Here is a 6,294-nt window from a genome sequence, read left to right on the forward strand (position 1 = left end):
AGGTCTGCGTGTAGCCGCCCAGGCGGTTGCTGGTGCTGGCGAGTTGATAGTCGCGCTGCAGCGTGGCGGTGCCCCCCTGCCGTGCTGCTGCTGTAGTAGCTTTCTCGCGGCGGGCATCGCGCGCGGCCCGGCCCAGCGCCGCGGTGCGCAGCCCCAGCACGCGCATGAACAGCAGCATGTCCGCCACCGTGCCGATCTGCAGGGCATGCAGCGTCCAGCCGTTGGCCGGCAGCAGGCCTTGCGACAGGCCGGCCATGGCAGCCGCCGCGATGAAGAACGCGGCGGCTGCCAGCAGCAGCGTGGCACCCAGCGGATCGCGCCGCCGCGCGCGGGCCCAGGCCACCGGCACGCTCATCAGCCAGGGCAGGGGGCCCAGGGCGGTGAGCAGCACCATGGCCGTGCGCGTGTCGATCCCGTCCACCAGAAAGGCGGCGCCCAGCACCGCGCTGACCGCGGCACCGCCCTGCATGGCACGAAAAAAAACCGCCACGCGCCTTGCCCTCCAGCAGGGCCTGCCCGAGAAACAGGAACGTGGTCGCCAGCGCCGCGAAGCCGCACAGGGTGGCGATGTGCAGCTCGACCCAGAGCTGGTCGCGCCAGAGGTACTGCGCCCCGATCCCGAAGAGCTGCAGGCAAAAGCCCGCGCTTGCCGCGACCAGCAGCGCGTAGTGCAGAAAGAGCCGCTCGCCTCCTCCGATCCATTGCCCCAGGCTGTAGATCAGCAGGCAAAGGGCCAGCCCGGCGAACAGGCCTTGCAGCATCTGCTCAGCGAGCGCGTCGGAGAGAAACTGCGGGGCTTGCGCCACGGTGGCGGGCAGGACCATGCTGCCGCCCGTGCGCACGCGCACCAGCAGTTCGTAGGGTACGCCGGCGGTCATCTTGAGGCCCATCGCCGGGGTGCGCGACTGCCAGGGACGCTGGCTGAACGGGCGCATGTTGCCCATGGCGGCCTGCTGCACGATGCGGCCGCCCTGCGCCAGATAGAGGTCCACCTGGTGCAGGGCGGGGTAATCGATGTTCACGACCCACTCCGTGTTCGCCCCCGCCTGGTTGATCAGCGTGGCGCGCAGCCACAGGGCGCCCGCATGCACTCCGAGCGATCCGCCCGTGTGGGCCGGTGCGGCGAATGCGGCAGGGTTTGCCAGGGCTTCCTCGGCCGTCAGCGCGGCGGTGCGGTCGGCCCGCACCGTGAAGGTGTGCCACAGGTTCACGGACGGCATGCCATCTCGGAGCACCAGCGGTTGCGCGGCCTGGGCGGCGGGGGCGAGCAATGCGGACATCACCACCACCACGCACCCCGGAAGAATGCGGCGCAGCCAGCACCGCAGGAAGGTTGGAGACCACGGATGCAGGCGGGAAAACAGGCGCATGGCAACGGTGGCAATGGGAGAGACGCGATGGCTTGGGCGTCAGCGCACCGTGCGCGAATGGCGGGCGCAGCACCCGCCGGAAGGTGCCGGGCGATGTGTCATGTGCGCAAGCCGCCGCAGGGCGGGCAGAGGGCCATGCGGGGGCGGGAAGCAGCGCAGCGGGGGCGGACGGTGTGGGGACGGGGCATGCTGTATCACGTTGTAACGCTGCCGCAGTGTAGAAGAACTTTCTCCGCAGATTCCATTTTTTTGATGGTGCGGTGCGTGGGGCCCACGAAAAGCGGGTGCCATGCAGCGGCGGGCGGCACAGGCCATGGGCGCGACCTTTCATACGGCGGATGCGCTGTGCGCCCTCGTACTTGATTTCGGCAGATCGTTTGGGCGGCACTCTCGCACGGTGCGGAGCCGGCACAGGGCGATCAGGAAGCCGACAGATCAGCGGCCCGGACCGCCATGAGATTCAACAGTGCGGCCTCGATGGCGGCGGCCGTGGTCTTGGGCTGCTCCATCGGGAACAGGTGGCTTCCGTCGAGCACCGTCACCCGCCCCTGGGTGATGGTCAGCGTCATCGCCATGCCCACCTGCCGCACCTCGGACGATGAGCGCCCGCCAATGAACGCCGCAGGGCAGCGCAGCGGGTGCGCTCGCAGCAGCTGCGACAGGTTGTGCGGCAGGGTGTTGTAGATGGCGGTCTCCACGGCCCGGTCGAAATGCAGCATGTGCCGGCCCTCGTGCTCGCGCAGGCCGTGCTGGATGTAGTCGCGCAGCACCTCGCCGTCCCACTGCGCGAAGGCCTTCTTCTTGCGGAAATGCTCCAGCGCCTCGCCGGGGCTGGCCCACGCGTTGCGCCGGGCCCGGCTGACCTTGCCGGGCGACACGGCACCCACCAGCTGCGTCTGCTTGGCCATGCCCAGCGCACTGGCGCGCCAGCCGCTGATGAGGGGCGAGTCGATCATCAGCACGCCGCGCGCCAGTTCGGGGTGGCGTGCGGCGGCCATCACGCTCAGGAAGCCGCCCAGCGAGTGGCCCACGAAGAACACCGGCCCGCCCACGCGTTGCACCTGCTCCTGCGCGAAATCGGCCAGCTGCTGCACCAGGTGCGGCCAGTTGTTGGTGACGGGGTACTCGGGCGCATGCCCGTAGCGGTCCAGCGCGCTGACATCGAAACCCCGGTCCTTCAGGTGGCGAAACAGCACCGAGTAAGTGCCTGCCGGAAAGCTGTTGGCGTGCGAGAAGACGATGGGGAGCATGGGGCTTCGGCGGCTGCTGCCGTGGCGGCGTGCCGCCAGGGCGTCAGACGAGCTTGTCGCGCGGATTGGTGATCTTCTTGATCGGGCGGCTGCGCGACGGCTCGACCTTGATCGGCACTTCGGTCAGGCCACCGTGCCATGCGGGGTCTTCGATGCTGTCGAACACCTCGCGCAGCTTCTCGCCCCAGCTGTTGTGCAGCATGCGGAAGTAGGGGTTGTGCTCGTCGATGCAGACGATCTTGTCGGTGGCGAACTGGCCCACCTCATACACCACCAGGTCCAGCGGCAGCCCCACCGACAGGTTGGACTTGAGCGTGCTGTCCATGGACACCAGCGCGCACTTGGCGGCCTCGTCGAGCGGCGTGTCGGGCGTCAGCACGCGGTCGAGCACGGGCTTGCCGTATTTGGATTCGCCCACCTGGAAGTACGGCGTCTCGGACGTGGCTTCGATGAAGTTGCCCGCCGAGTACACCTGAAAGAGCCGCATGCCCTCGCCCTGGATCTGCCCGCCGAACACCAGCGAGACATTGAAGTCCACACCCGAGCGCTTGAGCGCAGCGCCGTCGCGTTCATGCACGTGGCGCACGGCGGCGCCCAGCACGCGGGCGGCATCGAACATGCTCTTGGCATTCCAGATCGTCATCGGCTCGCCGCCCTCGCGGTCGGTGAGCTGCTCGGACTGCAGGATCTCGCGCACCGACTGGGAGATGCTCAGGTTGCCGGCGGACAGCAGCACCATGAATCGGTCGCCCGCCTTCTCGTAGATCATCATCTTGCGAAAGGAGCTGATCTGGTCCAGGCCCGCATTGGTGCGGGAATCGGACAGGAAAACCAGTCCGGCGTTGAGCTTGATGGCGACGCAATACGTCATGGAGGGCAATTGGGGGACAAAGGGTCGAGTGTAGGCGTTGTCGCCGTTGCGCTGCGGACTTGCCCCAAGACGGTGCGGCAGAAACAGGGGACAAACGGTGCGGCGTGTCGCCAATGTTTCAGATGATTTCGCAATATGAAAAGACATTCGCATTTCCGGACATCAGCTTCGCGTGTCGGGCGGGATTCCGCCTTGTGGTTCGAAGAATGGCGGGTGGGTGGCGACACGGTGGATCGCCGTTGTTCTCCCGCTTTTTCTTCCTCATCCACTCTTTTTTCAAACCATGACGACCAGCTCCATCTCTTCCCCTTCCCGCGCCGTTTCGCCCCGTTCCGAACGCGCCGAAGTCGCCGATACCGCCTCTTCGAACAAACGGCCTGCCGGTTCGAGCCAGCCGGGCGGCGATGCCCGCCTGGACGGCCTGCAGGCGCGGTCCCCGGACGCCAGCGCGGAAGGTGCTTCGGCCAAGCGCCCACGCACCTCGCTGCTGGGCGCGGATTCGGGCATCGCAGCCCGCGAGGCCAAGCTCGACAAGGTGTACACCAAGCTGTCCCTGCAAGCCCGGCAGACCCACGCGGCCAACCAAAAGCGCCTGGAAGCCGGCGTTCAGAAGCTTTTGCAAAATGCCTCCGTGCAAGCCGAGATCGCGGCGGGCAAGGACGTGCGCGATTGCGTGGCGGACGCCCTCAAGAGCCTGCTGGAGGAAGCCCAGTTGTCCACAGATATTTATAAGCCCAAGGACGCCACACAGTTGGCGGGTTACGGTCGCTATCTGCTGCACAGCCACGCGAAGGAGGGAGAGTCGTTCTGCCTGCAACTGTTCGCGTTCGATGCCAGGCAAAAGACCCCCATCCACGACCATCCCAACGAGTGCGCTTCTTTCATCCTGAAGGGCAAGTTGTCGGAGCGGATCTACCGACCGACCGGCGAAACGAAAGACAACACGCCGCTGGCCGAAAAGACCGAAAGAAATGCGCGGACAGAGGCGTCATTGGCCGGCTTCGGGCCTGACGAGCTGGGCGTGCCCCACAGCCTCAAGAACAAGTCCGGCGCTATCGCTCTGTCGGTGCACCTGTACCGCGACATGGATGGCCTGTCCGAAGGCCAGCAGATCGCGGCCAAGACCAAGTTCGAGCGCACGCCCAAGCCACCCAAGCCCGCCGTGGCTCCGGCCGAGTAGGCTCTCCCGGGGTCGGCCGCCTGCGCGGCCTGCCTAACCCTGCACCAGCCGCTTGAGCTGGTACAGCGCGTCCAGCGCCTCGCGCGGGCTCAGGGTGTCGGGCTGCAGTTCGGCCAGCGCCGCTTCCGCCGGGCTCACCAGCGGCCCCTCGGCCTCGGGTGGCTCGGCGAACAGGTCCACCTGCGTTTCGCCCTCGCCGGCCCGCTGCTCCAGCGCGGCCAGCGTGTGGCGCGCATGGTTCAGCACCGGCCCCGGCACGCCCGCCAGGCGGGCCACGTGGATGCCGTAGCTGCGGCTGGCCGGCCCCGGCTGGATCTCGTGCAAAAAAGACGATGTTCGAGCCCGATTCGGTCGCGCCCACGTGCACGTTCACCGCGTGCTGGTGGCGCGCCGACAGTTCGGTCAGTTCGAAGTAGTGGGTGGCGAACAGCGTGAACGCCTTGGTGCGGTCGTGCAGGTGCGTGGCGATGCCGCTGGCCAGCGCCAGGCCGTCGAAGGTGCTCGTGCCGCGCCCGATCTCGTCCATCAGCACCAGGCTGTGCGGCGTGGCCGAATGCAGGATCTGCGCGGCCTCGGTCATCTCCAGCATGAAGGTCGATTGCGCGTTGGCCAGGTCGTCGGCCGCGCCGATGCGCGTGTGGATGGCATCGATGGGCCCCAGGCGGCACGACGTGGCCGGCACGTGGCTGCCCATGCTGGCCAGCAGCACGATCAGCGCCACCTGCCGCATGTAGGTCGATTTACCGCCCATGTTCGGTCCGGTGATCACCTGCATGCGGGTGTTGGCGTTCAGCCGCGTGTGGTTGGCGATGAAACTGCCGGACGAGGTCTCGGCCAGCCGCGCCTCCACCACCGGGTGGCGCCCGCCCTCGATCTCGATGCAGGGCTCGGGCGCGAACTGCGGCGCGCACCAGTGGAGCGTGAGCGAGCGCTCGGCCAGCGCGCACAGCACGTCCAGCGTGGCCAGCGCATGCGCCAGCCGGGTGAGTGCGGGCACATGCGGCTGCAGCAGGTCCAGCAGCTGCTCGTACAGCCATTTCTCGCGCGCCAGGCCGCGCTCCTGCGCCGACAGCGCCTTGTCCTCGAAGGTCTTGAGTTCCGGCGTGATGAAGCGCTCGGCGTTCTTGAGCGTCTGGCGGCGGCGGTAGTCGTCGGGCACGCGGTCCAGGTGGCTGCTGGTCACCTCGATGTAGAAGCCATGCACCTTGTTGAACTGCACGCGCAGGTTGGCGATGCCGGTGCGCGCCCGCTCGCGCGTCTCCAGGTCGAGCAGGAAGGTGTCGCAGTGCGTCTGGATGCCGCGCAGCTCGTCCAGCTCGGCGTCGAAGCCCGGGGCGATCACGCCGCCGTCGCGCACCAGCGCGGCCGGCTCCTCATGGATGGCCGCGCGCAGCAGTTCGCCGCAATCGACCGGGGGACGCAGGTGGTCGAAGATCTGGGCCAAAAACGGCTCCGAAGCATGGAATGCCCCGGCAAGCTGCTCTGCTTTTTGTAGCGTCTTGCACAGGCCCAGCAACTCGCGCGGGCGCACCTGCCGCAGCGCGATGCGGGCCGTGATGCGTTCCACGTCGCTCACGCCGCGCAGCTCGCCGCGCAGCGCCTGCCACGCGCCGGTGTCCCGAG

Annotated in this window: 4 protein-coding genes and 2 pseudogenes; 1 reads left to right on the forward strand and 5 read right to left on the reverse strand. The window is 67.8% G+C overall.

Annotated features, from left to right (window positions below):
• The 4 genes and pseudogenes from AC27IQ_RS17625 to AC27IQ_RS17640 form a co-directional block, all read right to left on the reverse strand.
• Positions 1-490, reverse strand: a 490-nt coding sequence (locus AC27IQ_RS17625) for a 7TM diverse intracellular signaling domain-containing protein (RefSeq protein WP_487090234.1), incomplete at its 3' end; no start/stop codon positions are given.
• Between the two features lie 82 nt (positions 491-572).
• Positions 573-1,370, reverse strand: a pseudogene (locus AC27IQ_RS17630) (7TMR-DISMED2 domain-containing protein); the annotation flags it as partial.
• 419 nt (positions 1,371-1,789) lie between these two features.
• The gene (locus tag AC27IQ_RS17635) at positions 1,790-2,620 is read right to left on the reverse strand and encodes an alpha/beta fold hydrolase (RefSeq protein WP_487090235.1); all 831 of its coding nucleotides are present in this window, start codon (positions 2,618-2,620) and stop codon (positions 1,790-1,792) included.
• 43 nt (positions 2,621-2,663) lie between these two features.
• On the reverse strand, positions 2,664-3,491 hold the full coding sequence (locus AC27IQ_RS17640) for a proteasome-type protease (protein ID WP_284394794.1): 828 nt from the start codon (positions 3,489-3,491) through the stop codon (positions 2,664-2,666).
• A 283-nt stretch (positions 3,492-3,774) separates the two neighbouring features.
• Between AC27IQ_RS17640 and AC27IQ_RS17645 the strand changes: the two genes are divergently transcribed.
• Entirely contained in the window at positions 3,775-4,671 is an 897-nt protein-coding gene (locus AC27IQ_RS17645; protein ID WP_487090236.1) for a cysteine dioxygenase, read from the forward strand.
• 33 nt (positions 4,672-4,704) lie between these two features.
• Here AC27IQ_RS17645 and mutS read toward each other — a convergent pair.
• A pseudogene (gene mutS / locus AC27IQ_RS17650) lies at positions 4,705-6,294 on the reverse strand (DNA mismatch repair protein MutS); the annotation flags it as partial.

Source organism: Acidovorax sp. KPB24-07 (assembly GCF_057543315.1).

Bases quoted from the DNA above. Each gene is read 5' to 3' on its own strand.
- AC27IQ_RS17635 (WP_487090235.1), bottom strand. From the start codon at position 2,620: ATGCTCCCCATCGTCTTCTCGCACGCCAACAGCTTTCCGGCAGGCACT.
- AC27IQ_RS17640 (WP_284394794.1), bottom strand. From the start codon at position 3,491: ATGACGTATTGCGTCGCCATCAAGCTCAACGCCGGACTGGTTTTCCTG.
- AC27IQ_RS17645 (WP_487090236.1), top strand. From the start codon at position 3,775: ATGACGACCAGCTCCATCTCTTCCCCTTCCCGCGCCGTTTCGCCCCGT.